General features: G+C 60.6%; 16 protein-coding genes. 10 read left to right on the forward strand and 6 right to left on the reverse strand.

What is annotated here, in order from left to right:
- Positions 1 to 31 precede the first annotated feature (31 nt).
- Entirely contained in the window at positions 32 to 751 is a 720-nt protein-coding gene (locus ASC90_RS07940) for an aspartate/glutamate racemase family protein (protein WP_056537936.1), read from the reverse strand.
- A gap of 157 nt (positions 752 to 908) precedes the next feature.
- On the opposite strand from ASC90_RS07940, the gene ASC90_RS07945 reads away from it, so the two are divergent.
- Positions 909 to 1,373, forward strand: a complete 465-nt coding sequence (locus ASC90_RS07945; protein ID WP_056537939.1) for an Lrp/AsnC family transcriptional regulator — start codon at positions 909 to 911, stop codon at positions 1,371 to 1,373.
- Between the two features lie 116 nt (positions 1,374 to 1,489).
- The gene (locus ASC90_RS07950; RefSeq protein ID WP_056537942.1) at positions 1,490 to 2,755 is read left to right on the forward strand and encodes an NAD(P)/FAD-dependent oxidoreductase; all 1,266 of its coding nucleotides are present in this window, start codon (positions 1,490 to 1,492) and stop codon (positions 2,753 to 2,755) included.
- A gap of 26 nt (positions 2,756 to 2,781) precedes the next feature.
- Here ASC90_RS07950 and ASC90_RS07955 read toward each other — a convergent pair whose 3' ends face one another.
- Positions 2,782 to 3,828, reverse strand: a complete 1,047-nt coding sequence (locus ASC90_RS07955; protein WP_056538142.1) for an NAD(P)-dependent alcohol dehydrogenase — start codon at positions 3,826 to 3,828, stop codon at positions 2,782 to 2,784.
- A gap of 187 nt (positions 3,829 to 4,015) precedes the next feature.
- Here ASC90_RS07955 and ASC90_RS07960 point away from each other — a divergent pair, with 187 nt between their 5' ends.
- Positions 4,016 to 4,921, forward strand: a complete 906-nt coding sequence (locus tag ASC90_RS07960; RefSeq protein WP_056537945.1) for an AraC family transcriptional regulator — start codon at positions 4,016 to 4,018, stop codon at positions 4,919 to 4,921.
- Positions 4,922 to 4,925: 4 nt separating this feature from the next.
- Here ASC90_RS07960 and ASC90_RS07965 read toward each other — a convergent pair whose 3' ends face one another.
- Entirely contained in the window at positions 4,926 to 5,279 is a 354-nt protein-coding gene (locus ASC90_RS07965) for a DUF4087 domain-containing protein (RefSeq protein ID WP_056537947.1), read from the reverse strand.
- A 217-nt stretch (positions 5,280 to 5,496) separates the two neighbouring features.
- Between ASC90_RS07965 and ASC90_RS07970 the strand changes: the two genes are divergently transcribed.
- Both ASC90_RS07970 and ilvC read left to right on the forward strand, forming a co-directional pair.
- Positions 5,497 to 6,147 (forward strand): TetR/AcrR family transcriptional regulator, encoded by a 651-nt coding sequence (locus tag ASC90_RS07970; RefSeq protein WP_056537950.1) that lies wholly within the window; start codon positions 5,497 to 5,499, stop codon positions 6,145 to 6,147.
- A 49-nt stretch (positions 6,148 to 6,196) separates the two neighbouring features.
- Positions 6,197 to 7,216, forward strand: a complete 1,020-nt coding sequence (ilvC, locus tag ASC90_RS07975) for a ketol-acid reductoisomerase (RefSeq protein ID WP_056537953.1) — start codon at positions 6,197 to 6,199, stop codon at positions 7,214 to 7,216.
- Between the two features lie 47 nt (positions 7,217 to 7,263).
- On the opposite strand, the gene ASC90_RS07980 is transcribed toward ilvC, so the two are convergent.
- Both ASC90_RS07980 and ASC90_RS07985 read right to left on the reverse strand, forming a co-directional pair.
- Complete coding sequence (locus ASC90_RS07980) at positions 7,264 to 7,854, reverse strand: class I SAM-dependent methyltransferase (protein WP_056537955.1); 591 nt, start codon at positions 7,852 to 7,854, stop codon at positions 7,264 to 7,266.
- 99 nt (positions 7,855 to 7,953) lie between these two features.
- Complete coding sequence (locus tag ASC90_RS07985) at positions 7,954 to 8,211, reverse strand: GlsB/YeaQ/YmgE family stress response membrane protein (RefSeq protein WP_056537957.1); 258 nt, start codon at positions 8,209 to 8,211, stop codon at positions 7,954 to 7,956.
- A 151-nt stretch (positions 8,212 to 8,362) separates the two neighbouring features.
- Between ASC90_RS07985 and ASC90_RS07990 the strand changes: the two genes are divergently transcribed.
- Positions 8,363 to 8,803, forward strand: coding sequence for a YidB family protein (locus tag ASC90_RS07990; RefSeq protein WP_056537959.1), 441 nt, complete (start codon positions 8,363 to 8,365; stop codon positions 8,801 to 8,803).
- Positions 8,804 to 9,008: 205 nt separating this feature from the next.
- A complete protein-coding gene (locus ASC90_RS07995; RefSeq protein ID WP_056537962.1) occupies positions 9,009 to 10,229 on the forward strand; it encodes a PLP-dependent aminotransferase family protein in 1,221 nt (406 codons plus the stop codon).
- 25 nt (positions 10,230 to 10,254) lie between these two features.
- Here ASC90_RS07995 and ASC90_RS08000 read toward each other — a convergent pair whose 3' ends face one another.
- Positions 10,255 to 11,313 carry an aldo/keto reductase gene (locus tag ASC90_RS08000; protein WP_056537965.1) on the reverse strand — a complete coding sequence of 353 codons (1,059 nt, stop codon included), beginning with the start codon at positions 11,311 to 11,313 and terminating at the stop codon, positions 10,255 to 10,257.
- A gap of 174 nt (positions 11,314 to 11,487) precedes the next feature.
- Here ASC90_RS08000 and ASC90_RS08005 point away from each other — a divergent pair, with 174 nt between their 5' ends.
- From ASC90_RS08005 to ASC90_RS08015, 3 genes are read left to right on the forward strand one after another with little or no spacing between them, the layout of a single operon-like run.
- The gene (locus ASC90_RS08005) at positions 11,488 to 12,465 is read left to right on the forward strand and encodes an ABC transporter substrate-binding protein (protein WP_056537969.1); all 978 of its coding nucleotides are present in this window, start codon (positions 11,488 to 11,490) and stop codon (positions 12,463 to 12,465) included.
- 17 nt (positions 12,466 to 12,482) lie between these two features.
- Positions 12,483 to 14,177, forward strand: a complete 1,695-nt coding sequence (locus ASC90_RS08010; protein WP_056537972.1) for an iron ABC transporter permease — start codon at positions 12,483 to 12,485, stop codon at positions 14,175 to 14,177.
- Positions 14,165 to 15,193 carry an ABC transporter ATP-binding protein gene (locus tag ASC90_RS08015; RefSeq protein ID WP_056537988.1) on the forward strand — a complete coding sequence of 343 codons (1,029 nt, stop codon included), beginning with the start codon at positions 14,165 to 14,167 and terminating at the stop codon, positions 15,191 to 15,193. Before ASC90_RS08010 ends, ASC90_RS08015 begins: the two co-directional genes overlap by 13 nt.
- The last annotated feature ends 2 nt before the right edge of the window (positions 15,194 to 15,195 follow it).

Raw genomic sequence — 15,195 nt, forward strand, 5'->3', positions numbered from 1 at the left:
TCCTGCAATTGATTGACTGAGTCAATTAAATTCAGGCTGCGGCCGTTTCCTTGATGGCCTCTTCGCCGATCGAGAAATCGACTGCCGCCTTGGCGTGGATTGCCGTCGTGTCAAAACCCGGAAGGGGGAGTCGGTTCGGATCGAGGATCAGGCAAATTTCGGTGCAGCCGAGAATGATGCCGTCGGCGCCCTTTGCGTGCGCGCGCTCGATAATCCTCATAAGCTTTTCGCGGGAGCTTTCAACAACCTTGCCGGCGCAAAGCTCGTTGAAGATGATGTCGTGAACCGTGGTGCGATCAGCTGCCTCTGGAACCATGATGTCGACGCCTAGCGTCTTCATGCGGTCGGCATAGAAGCCGTGCTCCATCGTATAGCGGGTGGCGAGCAGCAACGGGCGCTTGCAGCTTGCAGCCTTCAGCGATCTCGCCGTCTCGTCAATGATGTGGATCAGGGGTACGGATATGCGGGACGCGACCTGATCGGCGATGAGATGCATGGTGTTGGTGCAGATGAGAACGCAGTTCGCCCCGCCGGCCTGCAAGTTCAGGGCCACGTCTCCCAATCGATTGGCTGCGGCGGTCCAATCTCCGGCCTTCTGCATCGAGACGATCTCTTCGAAGTTTACGGAATGCATGACAAGCTCAGCGGAAGCCAGGCCGCCCAGACGCTCACGCACCATCTCGTTGATCAGACGATAATAGACTGCGGAACTCTCAAAGCTCATGCCGCCGATCAGGCCTATTGTCTGCATTTTCCTGCTCTCCCGTACTGCATTCTGATTTGACAATCATGCATCGAGCGTCGCGCAAATTGCGTGCATTGTTTGTCGGAATTGCCAGTTTCGCGGTCGTGGGTTGCGCGTTTTTGTTAAGTTGTGCAAAATATCGGCGTAATTGTCGGGGACTACAATGCTGGACGATCGCGATCGACGAATTCTGGAATATCTGCAGGCGGATGCCGGCGTTTCCGTGGCGGAGCTTGCAGAGCGCATTGCGCTGTCGGTCTCGGCCTGTTCGCGTCGCATCCAGCGGCTGGAGGAGAGCGGGCACATCGCCCGACGGATTGTGGTTCTCGACCGTGAAAAGATGGGCGTTCCGACAACCGTATTCGCAATGGTCAAGACTGCGCACCATTCCGACGAGTGGATCGACAAGCTGCGGCGCGTGATTGGCGATATACCGGAGATCGTGGAGGCACATCGGCTGACGGGCAACTACGACTATATCCTGAAGATCGTGCTGCCGCGTGTCGAGCACTACGATGTCATCTACAAACAGATCGTTCGGAAGGTCGAACTCTTCGACGTCTCCGCATCGATCTCGATGGAGTTGCTGAAAGGTGGCATCTCCATTCCCGTTGGCTATGCCGAATAGCAAGCACACAACGGCCGACATTCGAGCTGCGCAGGTAAGCTATGCGAAGGCATAGGTTGAATGCTGTCTCCAATCAACGACATTGGCACCGACGTATTGGCACGGAAGGGTAGCGCATGGGTGATCACCATATTGTCGTTGTCGGAGGCGGTTTTGGCGGGCTGCAGGTCGTCAACGGCTTGAAAGGCGCGGGCGCGAAGATCACGCTTGTCGACCGGCGCAACCATCATCTCTTCCAGCCGCTGCTCTATCAGGTTGCGACGACCATCCTTTCCACCTCGGAAATTGCCTGGCCGATCCGGCATCTCTTCAGTGATCGGCCGGACGTGACTACGCTCCTGGGCGAGGTCGATGCTGTCGACACCAAGGTAAAGCAAGTGACTCTACGGAACGGCACGACTTTACGTTACGATACCCTTGTTCTCGCGACGGGCGCGACTCATGCCTACTTCGGCCATGACGAGTGGGAGCGCGTGGCGCCGGGGCTGAAAACCCTGGAGGATGCCACGACGATCCGCCGCCGCGTGCTTCTGGCCTTCGAACACGCCGAACTCGAAACCGATCCTGCCGTCCGCGATGCCCTGCTGACCTTCACCATCGTCGGTGCGGGGCCGACGGGCGTCGAGCTTGCGGGCATCATCGCCGAACTGGCACATTTTACGCTGCCGTCGGAGTTTAGGAACATAGACACCCATAAGGCGAGGGTTGTGCTGGTCGAGGCCGGGCCGCGCGTGCTGGCGACGTTCGCGGAAGAGTTGTCCGCCTATGCGCAACGGGCGCTGGAGAAGCTCGGCGTCGAGACCCATCTTGGAGAATTCGTCACGGACTGCACGGCCGACGGTGTTCGCATGGGCGAGAAGTTCATTCCAAGCAAGACGATCGTCTGGGCGGCGGGCGTCGAGGCGTCGCCGGCCGCCAAGTGGCTGGGTGTTGCCGAAGACCGCGCCGGCCGGACCATCGTCGAGAAGGATCTGAGAGCGCCGGGCCTGCCCGACGTCTTCGTTATCGGCGACACAGCCTCGGTCATGCGCGAAAACGGTTCACCGGTCCCGGGCATTGCGCCAGCCGCCAAGCAGCAGGGTGAATATGTTGCGAAGGTTATCCGCGCGGGACTGAAGGGAAAGGATGCGCCGCCAGCTTTTCGCTACCGGCATCAGGGCAGCCTCGCGACCATCGGCAAAAGCGCGGCAATCATCGATTTCGGCAGGATCAAGCTGAGGGGATGGATTGCCTGGTGGATATGGGGTCTCGCCCATATCTACTTTCTGATAGGCACCCGCTCGCGTTTCGCCGTCGCCTGGAGTTGGCTGTGGATCTATCTGACCGGCCAGCAAAGCGCTCGCCTGATCACTCAAAGGGAGACGATCCAGGAAAAGAAGTAGGCGGCTCCTGGGAGCCGCCTTTGGTCTCAAGCTGCCAGCGAGGCGATATCGATGACGAAGCGGTAGCGGACGTCGCTCTTCAGGACGCGTTCGTAGGCTTCGTTGACCTGCTGGATGTTGATCTTCTCGATCTCCGAGACAATGTTGTGCTCGCCGCAGAAGTCGAGCATTTCCTGGGTTTCCTTGATCGAGCCGATCATCGAGCCGGAAATACTTTTGCGGCCCGGGATCAGCGAGAAGGCATGAACAGGGATCGGGTTCTCCGGCGCGCCGACGACGACAAAGGCGCCATCGACCTTCACCAGACCGAGGTAGGCGTTCCAGTCGATTTCGGCGCTGACCGTGCAGATCACCAGATCGAACGCGCCGGCGAGCTTCTTGAAGGTCTCTTCGTCGCTTGTGGCGTAGTATTCCTTGGCGCCGAGCTTCAGGCCGTCTTCCTTCTTCGACAGCGACTGCGAAAGCACGGTGATGTCAGCGCCCATGGCAGCGCCCAGCTTGACGCCCATATGGCCGAGGCCGCCCATGCCGACGATCGCGACCTTCTTGCCGGGACCGGCATTCCAGTGGCGGAGCGGCGAGTAGAGCGTGATACCTGCGCAGAGTAGCGGCGCGGAAGCATCGAGCGGAAGGTTGTCCGGAATGGACATGACATAGCCTTCCTTGACGACGATGGAGTCGGAATAGCCGCCCTGGGTGGCCGTCTTTCCGTCGGCTTCGACACTGTTGTAGGTGCCTACGAGGCCCGGCATGTACTGTTCGAGGTCGACGTCGCGCGAGGCGCAGCCGACGCAGCTGTCGACAAAGCAGCCGACGCCGACGCGGTCACCGACCTTGAACTTGGTTACGGCCGAACCGACAGCCGAGACGATGCCGGCGATCTCGTGGCCGGGCACGATCGGATAGACGGCGTTCTTCCACTCGTTGCGGACGGTGTGGATGTCCGAATGGCAGATGCCGGCAAACTTGATGTCGATGACGACGTCGTCCGGGTTGGGATCGCGGCGTTCAAAGGTGAAGGGTGCCAGTGGCTTGGATGCATCGGTTGCGGCGTAGCCTTTTGCTATCGGCATGGAAATGTCCTTCATTTCAGTGGTGGAGAGGATGATCTGTTATGCCTCACGAGCGGCGACTGGTGTTAGAGCGATCCTCCGAGCTTCTTGCATGATCCTGCAAAATTGAACGAGAGGGCTATTTTCGTCGCTTGAAAGGTATCCTAGATAACTTTCCCGCCAGTGCCGCAGAGAAGGGCTCACCCGTATGACCTTGCCGTTCAATCCCTACCAGGAAATCGCTTCGATCGCGGCGCGCCACGCAAGCACCGAAGGCGAGTTCCAGACGGCGGTTGAAAGCGTCCGGATCAGCCGCCGCTCAACGCCGAGCGCTCCCTGCCATGGGAGCTATCGCCCTTGCATTGCTCTGGTCATCCAGGGCGCGAAGAGCTTGCGGCTCGGCAGCGATGTCATCGACTATGGTGCCGGCGACTATCTTCTGACGTCGCTGGACTTGCCGGTGACATGGCGCGTTGTGGAGGCCAGTCCCGAAGTTCCACATTTCTGTCTGACGCTTGCCGTCAACAGCGAGAAGGTCCTTGACCTGATGGGCCGCGCCGATATTCCGCACGCGCCGATGCCGGCGGAAAGCCGCGGGATCATCGCCAACATCGCGACGCCGGAGCTTCTCGATGCAGCGGTGCGCCTGCTGCGCTTGCTCGATCGTCCCAATGATATCGCGGCGATGGCGCCGCTGATCGAACAGGAAATCCTCTACCGGGTGCTGACCGGACCGGATGGCGCGCGGCTGATCAGCATTGCCACCGCCGACAGCCACAGCAACAGGATCTCGCGTGCCGTCGCGTGGCTGAGGGAGAATTTCGCGCGTCCACTGCGCATCGAAGACCTTGCCGACCAAGTCAGCATGAGCGTGTCGTCCTTTCACCATCATTTCAAAGCGGTCACGGCCATGACGCCCGTGCAATATCAGAAGCAGCTTCGCCTGCATGAAGCGCGTCGGCTGATGCTTATGGAGCGGCTCGATGCCGGGACGGCCGGCCACCGCGTCGGTTATCAGAGCCCGTCGCAATTCAGCCGGGAATACAGCCGGCTCTACGGTCTGTCGCCGATGCGTGACATGGAGGGCGAGCGGATGACGGTGGCCGCCGAGTAGCCCGTCACGGCTTCGGAAGCTTCCGGTCCATTTCGCATTTCGCCAGCTTCATTTGCGTGAAAGACCGGATACGCATGATATGCCGGTCGTCGTTCGTCTCCACTCTCATGCAAGCGCAGGCATAGCCGTAGTTGCCGTTCGTGGCGACGTAGTCGTGCTCGGAGATATCCGGGATCATGTCCATGCCTTGGGGCTCATCATTTCCACCCTGGGTCATGATCGTCCACGAGCCGTCGCTGTCCTCCAGCCACCAGTTCGCCGGCGTTGGATTTCGCAGCCAGCCGCATCGCATTTCAGCGGCAGATGCCAGATCGGAACCGCAGAGCAGGGCGACGCAGAGCAGGATTGTCGTCTTCATCTACCGTCTCCGTGGATCCCCATCCGCTTTTGTGCCTCAACAGGGATGCAGCCGCAATCGTTCTCTTGACTGGAGCCTCATGCGGCGGAGCCCAGCCTTCGGCTACTTAGAGTGCGTTCACTCGGAAAAATCGTCTTATACTATCTTGACGCATGGGAGCGCTTGCCGCATAAAGCGCACGAACCGTACCGTACGGTACTTATATGGAGGAAGTCACGTGTCCGTCGAAAACCTGGAGCCGAGCGAGTTTTCGCCGCGCCAGAACGCCGTTCTGGAGCAGGCGTTGCGGCTGCTGGTCGATGGGGGCGAAAAGGCACTGACGACGTCGGGTGTCGCGCGCGCTGCCAACTGCTCCAAGGAGAGCCTCTACAAGTGGTTCGGCGATCGCGACGGACTTTTGTCGGCCATGATCGCCTATCAGGCGAGCAAGGTCCGTACGTTCGAACGCAACGGTGAGCGGCTGACGGCGACGAGCCTTCACGACCACCTTGTCATCTTTTCGCGCGACCTGCTCGAGGTTCTCGCCGGCGACGTGTCGTTGGCGTTGAACAGGCTGGCAATCGGTCAATCACACCGCGACGGTTCCAAGCTCGGCAAGCTGCTGCTCGAGCGCGGCCGGCGGCAGATCGACCGCCGGGCCATGGGCCTTATCGATTCCGGCAAGCGGGCAGGGTTGCTGCGTTTTACGGACGCAGACGAGGCGTATCACACGCTTTATGGCCTGATCGTTTCCGACCTGCATGTGCGCATGCTGCTCGGCGACGCGGGCGTCAAGGATACGGCGCGTCAGGCGGAGAAGGCGGTTGCCGCCTTCCTCCGGCTGTACGGCACGGAAAAAGCTTTGGCGGAGATGCCTGCTATCGGCTGATTTCGCTATATTGACACCCAACAAGACAAGCAAAGGGAAGGAAAATTCAATGCGCGTCTATTACGATCGTGATGCTGATCTCAATCTCATCAAGTCCAAGAACGTCGTCATCGTCGGTTACGGCTCGCAGGGTCGCGCGCATGCGCTGAACCTGAAGGACAGCGGCGCTGCCAACGTCGTCATCGCGCTCAAGGCCGGTTCGCCGACGATCAAGAAGGCCGAAGCCGACGGCTTCAAGGTGATGACTGTCGCCGACGCTGCCAAGTGGGGCGATCTCTTGATGATGGCAACGCCCGACGAACTGCAGGCCGATATCTACAAGGCCGACATCGCCGGCAACATCCGCGACGGCGCTGCAATCGCTTTTGCACACGGCCTCAACATCCATTTCGGCCTGATCGAAGCCAAGGCCGAGCTCGACGTCGTGATGATCGCACCGAAGGGTCCCGGGCACACGGTTCGCGGCGAATATCAGAAGGGCGGCGGCGTTCCTTGCCTCGTTGCCGTTCACCAGAACGCCTCGGGCAACGCGCTTGAACTCGCGCTCTCCTACGCCTGCGGCGTTGGCGGCGGCCGCTCGGGGATCATCGAAACCAACTTCCGCGAAGAGTGCGAAACCGACCTCTTCGGCGAGCAGGTCGTTCTGTGCGGCGGTCTCGTCGAACTGATCCGCGCCGGCTTCGAAACCCTCACGGAAGCTGGTTACGCGCCAGAAATGGCCTATTTCGAGTGCTTGCACGAAGTGAAGCTGATCGTCGACCTGATCTATGAAGGCGGCATCGCCAACATGAATTACTCGATCTCCAACACGGCAGAGTGGGGCGAGTATGTCTCCGGTCCGCGCATCATCACGGCTGAAACCAAGGCTGAAATGAAGCGCGTCCTGACGGATATTCAGACCGGCAAGTTCACGTCCGACTGGATGCAGGAATACAAGGCCGGTGGTGCGCGCTTCAAAGGCATCCGTCGTCTCAACGACAGCCATCAGATCGAGGAAGTCGGTGCCAAGCTGCGCGGCATGATGCCCTGGATTGGCAAGAACAAGCTGGTCGACAAGGCCGTCAACTAAGCGGTTCCGATTGTGTGTTTCAGAGGCCGGTGCGAAAGCGCCGGCCTTTATTTTTGCGCCCGCACGACCAGCCAGCGGGTCGGCATCCGGTCATAGCCGCTGCCGTCTCCCTCGGTGATGACGACATTGTGCCACCCGCCGTCGCTCAGCATCTCGGAGAGCAATTCCGCCGAGGGATAGTTGTAGAATCGGCCAAAGCCGTCGCGCCCTTCCGTCTCGCCAGCCTTGAAGGTTGCGTGAAATGCACCACCCGCCTTGAGTGCTCGTCGAATACGCTCCAGAATGCCGGGCAGCACGGCGAGCGGCACATGCAAAAGGCTTGCTTCCGACCAGACGCCATCGAACAGGCTGTCTTCATCGAGTTCCTCGAAACGCATGACTACGACCGGATGCCCGAGAAGCGATTCGGCCTCTCTGGCGAGTTCCACGGAGCCGTCAGTGGGCGTGACGTCGAACCCCTTGGACAACATATACGCACTGTCCTGGCCGCCTCCGCAGCCGAGCTCGAGAACGGCTGCTCCCGGGGGGAGGAGCGATAGAAAAGCGTCCAGCCGCCTTATCGGCAGAGTGCGTTGGCGCGAGGCGTAAGTAGCCGCGTTCTCGTCATAGAAGGAGGAAGTCTTTTCGTCGCCTGACATGATGGTTCACTTCAGATGCGATGTTGGAACCATGTTAAAACGTCTGGTCGCTGCCGCATGCGGCAGCGACGTTGCGTGTCTCGACCTACGAGTGCGGGGCTATATCGAGCGTCGCCCGCTGACGGCATGATAAAGCCACAACACTACGACGGCGCCGATCACCGCGACGACAAGGCTGTAGATATTGAAGCCCGTAACACCGGCAGCTCCGAAGAAGGTGAAGATCAGACCGCCAACGATCGCGCCGACAATGCCAAGGACAATGTCCATCAGCATGCCCGAACCGGTCTTGTTGACGATCTTGCTGCCGATGAAGCCGGCGATCAGTCCCAGAATAATCCATCCGATAACAGACATATGCCATTTCCCTCCTTGATTGGTCGAATATCTCGACCATCTTCCCATAAAGCTAAATATATGAGTCGGCAGTTTATGGCTAATTGGACTTTGATGGTTTCATTTCGCACATCTGGACAATGTAACTGAAGAAACCGAAGAGGAGAATAGCATGGGAATGTTTGATGACGCCGTTCCTGGCGGCAATATATCGAAGCCGATCATGATCGCGCTCGGCGCGTTGCTTGTCGGTAAACTTCTGGGCGGAGGCAGTAGCCAGGATGATCCAGCCACCCAGCAGGCGAAACCACAGGTCGGCGACGGCGGCCTGATGGGCGGGTTGGGCGGACTTCTCGGCAAGCTGACCGAGGCCGGCCAAGGTGACACGGTTGATTCCTGGGTTAAGCCCGGCCAGAACAAGCCGATCGCTCCGGGTAATCTGGAAAGTGCTCTTGGCTCGCAGACTATCAGCGATCTCGCCCGCCGAGCTGGCATCAGCGAGCAGGAGTTGCTGCGGCAGTTGTCGACGGTTCTGCCCGGTGTCGTCGACAAGCTGACACCTCAGGGGCAGATCCCCAATCAGGATCAGATTGCCTCGCTTTTCCGGCACTGACGTCGGATTCGTCTCCCGATCAATGCCCTGCTGCCTGTATAGGGAGCAGGGCATGAGCCACTATTTTTCCCATCGCCGTCCTCGCTCTTTTGGAATAGAAGGCGTGAAATCTGTCATCGCTGCAAACAAATAGGTCAGCAATGTTGACTTATCATTTGTTGCGTGGTTCTCTCGCCTAAAGACAAAAAATTACGAGGAAATGCCCATGTTGAATTGGGAGAATATGTTCGCGACGCGCTCGTCGCGCATGCGTGCTTCAGAGATTCGCGAGCTTCTCAAGCTGCTCGACCGTCCCGATATCATTTCGTTTGCCGGCGGCATTCCTGATCCAGCACTGTTTCCCGATAAGGAATTCAAGGCGGCTTATGCCGATATCTTCGACAGCGCAGCGGTGGGCTCGGCGCTGCAATACTCGGTCAGCGAAGGCTACAAGCCTTTGCGCGAGTGGCTGATTGGACAATTGGCAGCGCTCGGGATTCCTTGCGAGCTAGACAACGTCTTCATCGTTTCCGGTTCGCAGCAGGGGCTCGACTACCTCGGCAAGCTATTCCTTTCGCCGAACGATACGGCCCTCGTCACGTGGCCGACATACCTCGGCGCGCTGCAGGCATTCAATGCGTATGAGCCAAGCTATGACCAACTGACGCCCAGTGGCAACCGGACGCCCGATTCCTATCGCGTGCAGGCGGCGGCGGCCGGCGGCAAGGTAAAGTTCGCTTATCTCTCAGCCGACTTCTCCAATCCAACCGGTGAGACCGTCGATCTGGCGGGTCGCGAGAAAGTTCTGGCGCTCGCCGAGGAACTGGACATCGCCCTCATCGAGGATGCGGCGTATCAGTCATTGCGCTTTGATGGTGACCCCATTCCGCCGATCCTGGCACTCGAAATCGCCAAGAAGGGCAACATCAACAATACACGTACGATCTATTGCGGCAGCTTTTCGAAGACGCTGGCGCCGGGACTTCGCGTCGGCTTCATCGTCGGGAATGCTCCTGTCATTCGCAAGCTGGTATTGATGAAGCAGGCCGCCGACCTGCATTCCTCGACGATCAACCAGATGGCAATCGCCCATGTGGCGGAACGCGGCTTCGATGCGCAGGTCGCCAAGATCAAATCGGTCTACAGTCACCGTCGCAACGTCATGCTGGCCGCGCTCGAAAAATACATGCCGGCCGGCATCAGCTGGACGAAGCCGGAAGGCGGCATGTTCATCTGGATCACGCTTCCTAAAGGCATGGATGGCGCACAGCTGCTGGCCAAGTCGCTGGAAACGGCCAAGGTTGCCTTCGTTCCGGGCAAAGCCTTTTTTGCCGATGGCTCCGGCGCGAACACCTTCCGTGTCAGCTTCTCCTCTTCAAACGACCAGATGATCGAAGAGGGTATCAGCCGGCTCGGCAAGCTGATCGCTAGCGAAATCGGCGGCTGATCGGCCGCCGACCACATGCGAGCGCTTATTTATCGAGGTGAGGGCCGAGCAACTCCAGATCGGCCTCGCCAAGGCGGTCCTTCGCCGTGTTTAGCTGGTGCCAATATGGATAGATCACCGGCGGCTGGCTGACAGCGTCAAGGCGCTTACGCTCCTCGTCCGTGAGCTTCAGTTCGGCGGATGCAAGGTTGTCCTTGAACTGCGCCTTGGTGCGTCCGCCGATGATTACCGAGGTAATGGCCTTGCGGCCGATCAGCCAGGCGAGTGCGACCTGCGCTGCGGAGACGCCGCGCGCTTCGCCGATCGAAACCAGTGTCTCGACGATGTTCCAGAGGCGGTTTTCGTCGCGGATCGGCGGTTCGGTCCAGCCGGCAAACTGGCGCGTGCCTTCTGGCGCTGCCTGGTTGCGGCGATGCTTACCGGACAGGAGACCGGCGGCGAGCGGGCTCCAGACAAGAACACCAAGCCCCTGATCGACGCTGATCGGCAGCAGTTCGTATTCGGCCTCGCGCGCTTCGAGCGTATAGTGGATCTGCTGGCTGACGAAGCGTTCGCGCTTTTCCTGCGCGCTTACCCCGAGCGCCTTCATGATGTGCCAGCCGGAAAAGTTCGAGCAGCCCACATAGCGCACCTTGCCCTGGCGAACGAGGGTATCCAGCGCCTCCATCGTTTCCTCCAGCGGCGTCTGTCCGTCCCATTCGTGCAGTTGGTAGAGATCGATGACATCGGTCTTGAGCCGCTTGAGGCTGGCCTCGCAGGCGTTGATGAGGTGGTAGCGCGAAGATCCAGAATCGTTCGGCCCACTGCCCATCGGGAAACGCGCCTTCGTGGCGAGGAGGACGTCACTCTTGCGACGGCCCCCCATGATTTCCCCGATGATCTCTTCCGACACGCCAGCGGAGTAGACATCGGCGGTGTCGATCAGGTTGACGCCTGTATCAATGCACAGGTCGATCAGCTTGCGCGCCTCGTTGACACCGAGGTCACCAACAGTCTTCGCCCAGCCTTTGCCACCGAAGGTCATCGTGCCCACGGTCAGTGTCGAAATCTTCAGGCCGGAACGGCCGAGCAGGCGGTATTCCATATACCTTCCTCCAATCCCAAAATGAAAAGTGAAACGTGCGCTAGAAGATAGGGGTGGCCATGATGGGTCAAGAGCATGCTGCAAGGCATTCCGTCGCGCGGGGCAGGCGTGTGTCACAATCATGTTATTCGCATTGGCTAAGGAACGGCCACCAGTCACCGAGGGTTACCCACCATGAAGACGATCGTTTCCGCTGCGGCTCTTCTCGCCGCCAGCCTGTTGGCCATTCCAGCATCTGCTGCCAATCTTGTGTTGTACACCAGCCAGCCGAACGAGGACGCACAGGCGACCGTCGACGGCTTCATGGCAGCCAATCCCGACGTCAAGGTCGACTGGGTCCGCGACGGCACGCCGAAGATCATGGCCAAGCTGCAGGCCGAAATCGCTGCCGGCAACCCGGTCGCCGACGTGCTGCTCATCGCCGACACCGTGACGCTCGAGCGCCTCAAGGAAGAGGGCAAGCTGCTTGCCTACAAGTCGCCGGAAGCCGCCAACTACGATGCCGCGCTCTACGACGCTGACGGTTACTACTATTCCACGAAGCTGATCACCACCGGCATCATCTACAACACGTCGGCATCGCTGAAGCCGACGAGCTGGAAGGACCTCACCAAGCCGGAGGCCAAAGGCCTCGTCACCATGCCGAGCCCGCTGACTTCGGGTGCAGCCCTGATCCACGCACAGACGCTGGCCGGCGTCGACGGCCTCGGCTGGAACTTCTACAAAGCGCTGGCCGAGAACGGCGCGACGGCGGCTGGCGGCAACGGCGCTGTCCTCAAGTCTGTGGCCTCGGGCGAGAAGGCTTACGGCATGATCGTCGACTACATGCCGATTCGCGAGAAGGCCAAGGGTGCTCCGGTCGAGTTCGTCTTCCCGGCTGAAGGCGTTTCCGCCGTTACAGAGCCGGTCGGTATCCTTGCCAGCACGAAGAGTGGCGATGCCGCCAAGAAGTTCGTCGACTATGTCCTGTCGGAAAAGGGTCAGGAGGGCTTCCTGAAGCTCGGCTACATCCCGGCCCGCAACGGCATGAAGCTGCCGGAAGGCTTCCCGGCCCGCGACAGCATCAAGGTGTTGCCGATCAATGCGGCCGCAGCCTTGAAGAGCACCGATCAGGACCTGAAGACCTTCTCCGGCATTTACGGCTCGAACTGATCACAGCCGGAAAGCAAATGTACGGATACATCCGTCCCGGAAGCAGCCAGCCCGTCTGGCTGTTTCCTTTAGTCGTTGCCGTCGTCCTGATCCTCAGCGTGCTGCCTCTGGCGCGGCTGGCGGTGACCGGTATTGCCGCGCTCGCAAACGGCGGCGTCTGGGCCGTGCTCGGCGATCCGGCGCTCTGGTCGGCGACTTACTATACATTGGTGACTGCCATCCTCGGCACGCTGATCTCGCTCGTCATCGGCTGCGCCTTCGCCTTCCTGTTGACGCTGACGGATATCCGTGGCAAGGGGGCCCTGAGCTTCCTCTTCGTGCTGCCGATGATGATCCCGCCGCAGGTGACCGCACTTGCCTGGGTACAGATGACGGGCCCGTCGAGCCCGCTTCTGAAGGCACTGCACATCGCCCCGCCGATGGGATCGCCGCAGCCGCTCTATTCGCTCAGTGGCATCGCGCTGCTTTATGGCGTCCAGCATGCGCCGCTCGTCTATCTCGCCCTTCGTTCCGGGCTGATGAGCCTGCCGCGCGACGGCGTCGAGGCGGCGCGGCTTTCCGGCGCGACCAACCTGCGAGTCTTCCGCGACATCATCCTGCCGCTGTCGCTGCCGGGCATCATCGCCGGGGCGGCGATCTCCTTCGTCTCCTGCACCGGCAATTTCGGCATTCCGGCGATCCTCGGCATCCCGGCCTCGATCTATACGCTGCCGACGCTGATCTTCACCAAGTTCGCGGCCTTCACCAGCCGCACCTTCGGCGATGTCGCGCTGCTTTCGGCGATCATCGCGATCATCGCGGTGGCCGGCCTTGCCGTTCAGGACCGCGCGCTGCGCGGCCGCGACTATCGCGTGCTCGGGCTTTCGGGCGCTACAGCCGCCTTCGAGATCGGCGGATGGAAATTCCTGTTGACGCCGCTTCTTTGGCTCGTCCTGTTCTTCATGCTGGCAGCGCCCTTCTTCGCACTGGTCGCGGGTGCGCTGGTGCCGGCCTATGGCGTACCGTTCACTTTCAAGACCGTGACCTTCAACGCCTTCTACGAGATTCTCTTCCGGCAGGCGGTGACGCGCACGGCCTTTGCCAATTCGCTGTCGCTTGCGGCCGGAACGGCGGTATGTCTCCTTGCGGTGACAGTGCTTGCCGCCTATGCGCTATCGCGGCGCCGAGATGCCCTCGGCCGCATCGTATCGAGCCTGATCGAGATACCCTATTCGATGCCGGGCATCGTCATGGCGGTCTCCTTCATCCTCGTTTTTGCGGCACCCATCCCGATCCTTAATGTGACGCTCTACGGCACGATCTGGATCATCCTGATCGCCTATTTCTCGAGCTTCTTCGCCGTCAGCCTCAAGCCGGTCGTCTCCGCCTTCCACCAGCTCGATCCGGCGCTGGAGGAGGCGGCCAGGCTTTCCGGCGCAGGCTTTTTCCGGCGGCTGAAGGACATCATCGTGCCGCTGATCGCTCCGGCGGCCGGTGCGTCGGTGATCCTCGTCTTCCTGATCGCCTGCAACGAGCTGACGATCTCGGCGCTGCTCTGGTCGGCGGGCACGCAGACGCTCGGCGTCGCCATCTACAATCTCGACGACAGCGGCAGTTCCGACCTTGCCTCGGCGCTTTCCGTGCTCGTCGTCCTCATGGTCGTGTTCATGATGCTGCTTCTCGAACTGATGGCAAAGCGGCTGCCGAAGGGAGTGGTGCCGTGGCGAAGCTGATCCTCAACCGCGTCGCCAAGGACTTCGGCACCGGCCGCGCCGCCGTCAGCGATCTTTCGCTCGACGTGCGGGAAGGTGGCTTCCTGGCGCTGCTCGGCCCTTCCGGCTGCGGCAAGACGACGGTGCTGCGCATGATCGCCGGTTTCGAGACGCCGACGGATGGCTCCATCCATCTCGGTGAACGGCTGCTGGCCGACGCGTCGCAATCGCTGCCGCCGGAGAGGCGCAACATGGCGATGGTGTTCCAGTCCTATGCGCTTTGGCCGCATATGAGCGTTGCCAACAATGTCGGCTATCCGCTGAAGGTGCGCGGCATTTCCGGCGAACTGTACCGGCAGAAGGTGCGCGAGGCGCTGGCGACGGTGCGGCTTGTCGACTACGCCGAGCGGCGTCCGGCCGATCTCTCCGGCGGCCAGCGGCAGCGCGTGGCGCTGGCGCGCTGCCTGGTGACCTCGCCCGACGTGGTGCTGCTCGACGAGCCGCTCGCCAACCTTGACCGCCATCTGAAACAGGAGATGGAAGAGACGTTTCGCGAATTCCACCAGCGCTCGGGCGCGACGATGATCTATGTCACGCACGACCAGAGCGAGGCGATGGCGCTGGCGACGGATGTCGCGGTTATGTCCGAGGGCCGGCTGTTGCAGGTGGCGCCGCCGTCGGAGATCTATGCGCGGCCGGAAGGCCGGCTGGTCGGCGGGCTGATCGGGCGCGGCGCCATACTGACGCTTGCGTCTCCGGATGGTGACCAGCGGCAGCTTGACTGGGCGATCCTGCGGACTCTCCTTTCCGGGGCGGCGGCAGACCGGGCGAGCGCGGAGATTCTCGTTCGTCAGGAGGACGTCGTCATCGGCAGTGACGGCATTCCCGCCAATGTCGAATCCGTCCTCTATGAGGGCGAACGTTACGCCGTGAAACTGACGCTTGCGGATGGCCAGACGCTGCGGTGTTTCAGCCGCACACCGGTCCACGCCGGTGAAAGCGTGCATGTCATCGTCAGGACCTCATGGCGGCTTTGATT

This window comes from Rhizobium sp. Root1220 (genome assembly GCF_001426265.1).
In the GTDB taxonomy this organism is placed as follows: Bacteria; Pseudomonadota; Alphaproteobacteria; order Rhizobiales; family Rhizobiaceae; genus Rhizobium.

Coding starts and splice junctions, on each gene's coding strand:
- ASC90_RS07960 (WP_056537945.1), top strand. CDS start 4,016: ATGACCTTGCCGTTCAATCCCTACCAGGAAATCGCTTCGATCGCGGCG.
- ASC90_RS07965 (WP_056537947.1), bottom strand. CDS start 5,279: ATGAAGACGACAATCCTGCTCTGCGTCGCCCTGCTCTGCGGTTCCGAT.
- ASC90_RS07940 (WP_056537936.1), bottom strand. CDS start 751: ATGCAGACAATAGGCCTGATCGGCGGCATGAGCTTTGAGAGTTCCGCA.
- ASC90_RS07995 (WP_056537962.1), top strand. CDS start 9,009: ATGTTGAATTGGGAGAATATGTTCGCGACGCGCTCGTCGCGCATGCGT.
- ASC90_RS07985 (WP_056537957.1), bottom strand. CDS start 8,211: ATGTCTGTTATCGGATGGATTATTCTGGGACTGATCGCCGGCTTCATC.
- ASC90_RS07950 (WP_056537942.1), top strand. CDS start 1,490: ATGGGTGATCACCATATTGTCGTTGTCGGAGGCGGTTTTGGCGGGCTG.
- ASC90_RS08005 (WP_056537969.1), top strand. CDS start 11,488: ATGAAGACGATCGTTTCCGCTGCGGCTCTTCTCGCCGCCAGCCTGTTG.
- ASC90_RS07955 (WP_056538142.1), bottom strand. CDS start 3,828: ATGCCGATAGCAAAAGGCTACGCCGCAACCGATGCATCCAAGCCACTG.
- ASC90_RS07980 (WP_056537955.1), bottom strand. CDS start 7,854: ATGTCAGGCGACGAAAAGACTTCCTCCTTCTATGACGAGAACGCGGCT.
- ASC90_RS07945 (WP_056537939.1), top strand. CDS start 909: ATGCTGGACGATCGCGATCGACGAATTCTGGAATATCTGCAGGCGGAT.
- ASC90_RS08010 (WP_056537972.1), top strand. CDS start 12,483: ATGTACGGATACATCCGTCCCGGAAGCAGCCAGCCCGTCTGGCTGTTT.
- ASC90_RS08000 (WP_056537965.1), bottom strand. CDS start 11,313: ATGGAATACCGCCTGCTCGGCCGTTCCGGCCTGAAGATTTCGACACTG.
- ASC90_RS07990 (WP_056537959.1), top strand. CDS start 8,363: ATGGGAATGTTTGATGACGCCGTTCCTGGCGGCAATATATCGAAGCCG.
- ilvC (WP_056537953.1), top strand. CDS start 6,197: ATGCGCGTCTATTACGATCGTGATGCTGATCTCAATCTCATCAAGTCC.